Genomic DNA, 3,354 nt, shown 5'->3' with positions numbered 1-3,354 from the left:
TCGTTCTTTAAAAATTTGGGTATGTGATAGAAAGATAGACTGAACGTTACTTTCACTGGTAACGGATCAGGCTAAGGTAAAATTTGTGAGTTCTCTTAGTTGAGAAGTTCGAATTTTCGGCGAATGTCGTCTTCACAGTATAACCAGATTGCTTGGGGTTATATGGTCAAGTGAAGAAGCGCATACGGTGGATGCCTTGGCAGTCAGAGGCGATGAAAGACGTGGTAGCCTGCGAAAAGCTTCGGGGAGTCGGCAAACAGACTTTGATCCGGAGATGTCTGAATGGGGGAACCCAGCCATCATAAGATGGTTATCTTGTACTGAATACATAGGTGCAAGAGGCGAACCAGGGGAACTGAAACATCTAAGTACCCTGAGGAAAAGAAATCAACCGAGATTCCCTTAGTAGTGGCGAGCGAACGGGGACTAGCCCTTAAGCTTCTTTGATTTTAGCGGAACGCTCTGGAAAGTGCGGCCATAGTGGGTGATAGCCCTGTACGCGAAAGGATCTTAGAAGTGAAATCGAGTAGGACGGAGCACGAGAAACTTTGTCTGAATATGGGGGGACCATCCTCCAAGGCTAAATACTACTGACTGACCGATAGTGAACTAGTACCGTGAGGGAAAGGCGAAAAGAACCCCGGAGAGGGGAGTGAAATAGATCCTGAAACCGTATGCGTACAAGCAGTGGGAGCCCACTTTGTTGGGTGACTGCGTACCTTTTGTATAATGGGTCAGCGACTTATTTTCAGTGGCGAGCTTAACCGAATAGGGGAGGCGTAGCGAAAGCGAGTCTTAATAGGGCGTCTAGTCGCTGGGAATAGACCCGAAACCGGGCGATCTATCCATGGGCAGGTTGAAGGTTGGGTAACACTAACTGGAGGACCGAACCGACTACCGTTGAAAAGTTAGCGGATGACCTGTGGATCGGAGTGAAAGGCTAATCAAGCTCGGAGATAGCTGGTTCTCCTCGAAAGCTATTTAGGTAGCGCCTCATGTATCACTGTAGGGGGTAGAGCACTGTTTCGGCTAGGGGGTCATCCCGACTTACCAAACCGATGCAAACTCCGAATACCTACAAGTGCCGAGCATGGGAGACACACGGCGGGTGCTAACGTCCGTCGTGAAAAGGGAAACAACCCAGACCGTCAGCTAAGGTCCCAAAGTTATGGTTAAGTGGGAAACGATGTGGGAAGGCTTAGACAGCTAGGAGGTTGGCTTAGAAGCAGCCACCCTTTAAAGAAAGCGTAATAGCTCACTAGTCGAGTCGGCCTGCGCGGAAGATGTAACGGGGCTCAAACCATACACCGAAGCTACGGGTATCACGTAAGTGATGCGGTAGAGGAGCGTTCTGTAAGCCTGTGAAGGTGAGTTGAGAAGCTTGCTGGAGGTATCAGAAGTGCGAATGCTGACATGAGTAACGACAATGGGTGTGAAAAACACCCACGCCGAAAGACCAAGGTTTCCTGCGCAACGTTAATCGACGCAGGGTTAGTCGGTCCCTAAGGCGAGGCTGAAAAGCGTAGTCGATGGAAAACAGGTTAATATTCCTGTACTTCTGGTTATTGCGATGGAGGGACGGAGAAGGCTAGGCCAGCTTGGCGTTGGTTGTCCAAGTTTAAGGTGGTAGGCTGGAATCTTAGGTAAATCCGGGATTCTAAGGCCGAGAGCTGATGACGAGTTACCCTTTGGGTGACGAAGTGGTTGATGCCATGCTTCCAAGAAAAGCTTCTAAGCTTCAGGTAACCAGGAACCGTACCCCAAACCGACACAGGTGGTTGGGTAGAGAATACCAAGGCGCTTGAGAGAACTCGGGTGAAGGAACTAGGCAAAATGGCACCGTAACTTCGGGAGAAGGTGCGCCGGTGAGGGTGAAGCACTTGCTGCGTAAGCCCACGCCGGTCGAAGATACCAGGCCGCTGCGACTGTTTATTAAAAACACAGCACTCTGCAAACACGAAAGTGGACGTATAGGGTGTGACGCCTGCCCGGTGCCGGAAGGTTAATTGATGGGGTTAGCTAACGCGAAGCTCTTGATCGAAGCCCCGGTAAACGGCGGCCGTAACTATAACGGTCCTAAGGTAGCGAAATTCCTTGTCGGGTAAGTTCCGACCTGCACGAATGGCGTAACGATGGCGGCGCTGTCTCCACCCGAGACTCAGTGAAATTGAAATCGCTGTGAAGATGCAGTGTATCCGCGGCTAGACGGAAAGACCCCGTGAACCTTTACTATAGCTTTGCACTGGACTTTGAATTTGCTTGTGTAGGATAGGTGGGAGGCTTTGAAGCGTGGACGCCAGTCTGCGTGGAGCCATCCTTGAAATACCACCCTGGCAACTTTGAGGTTCTAACTCAGGTCCGTTATCCGGATCGAGGACAGTGTATGGTGGGTAGTTTGACTGGGGCGGTCTCCTCCTAAAGAGTAACGGAGGAGTACGAAGGTGCGCTCAGACCGGTCGGAAATCGGTCGTAGAGTATAAAGGCAAAAGCGCGCTTGACTGCGAGACAGACACGTCGAGCAGGTACGAAAGTAGGTCTTAGTGATCCGGTGGTTCTGTATGGAAGGGCCATCGCTCAACGGATAAAAGGTACTCCGGGGATAACAGGCTGATACCGCCCAAGAGTTCATATCGACGGCGGTGTTTGGCACCTCGATGTCGGCTCATCACATCCTGGGGCTGAAGCCGGTCCCAAGGGTATGGCTGTTCGCCATTTAAAGTGGTACGCGAGCTGGGTTTAGAACGTCGTGAGACAGTTCGGTCCCTATCTGCCGTGGACGTTTGAGATTTGAGAGGGGCTGCTCCTAGTACGAGAGGACCGGAGTGGACGAACCTCTGGTGTTCCGGTTGTCACGCCAGTGGCATTGCCGGGTAGCTATGTTCGGGAAAGATAACCGCTGAAAGCATCTAAGCGGGAAACTTGCCTCAAGATGAGATCTCACTGGGACCTTGAGTCCCCTGAAGGGCCGTCGAAGACTACGACGTTGATAGGCAGGGTGTGTAAGCGCTGTGAGGCGTTGAGCTAACCTGTACTAATTGCCCGTGAGGCTTGACCATATAACACCCAAGCAATTTGCTGACTCGAAAGAGCACCAGATTGCGGTGTGTGAAGACGAAACGAACCGAAAGTTCGAATCTCACAAAACACCGAAAGCTGTCACATACCCAATTTGCTGAAGCGAGGCCACCAGGCCACGATTCGGTACCCGAATTTCTTGACGACCATAGAGCATTGGAACCACCTGATCCCATCCCGAACTCAGCAGTGAAACGATGCATCGCCGATGGTAGTGTGGGGTTTCCCCATGTGAGAGTAGGTCATCGTCAAGATTAAATTCCGAAACCCCTATCTGCT

At 51.3% G+C, this 3,354-nt stretch carries 2 rRNA genes; both read left to right on the top strand.

Going from position 1 to position 3,354, the window contains the following annotated elements:
- The first annotated feature begins 164 nt into the window (after nucleotides 1-164).
- A 23S ribosomal RNA gene (locus tag ACIPQ1_RS28705) occupies nucleotides 165-3,056 on the top strand.
- A 157-nt stretch (nucleotides 3,057-3,213) separates the two neighbouring features.
- Nucleotides 3,214-3,329 (top strand): 5S ribosomal RNA (gene rrf / locus ACIPQ1_RS28700).
- The last annotated feature ends 25 nt before the right edge of the window (nucleotides 3,330-3,354 follow it).

This window comes from Pseudomonas sp. LARHCG127 (assembly GCF_052871455.1).
The sequence above is the reverse complement of the archived record's forward strand: the minus strand, read 5'-3'. Positions and strand labels throughout refer to the sequence as shown.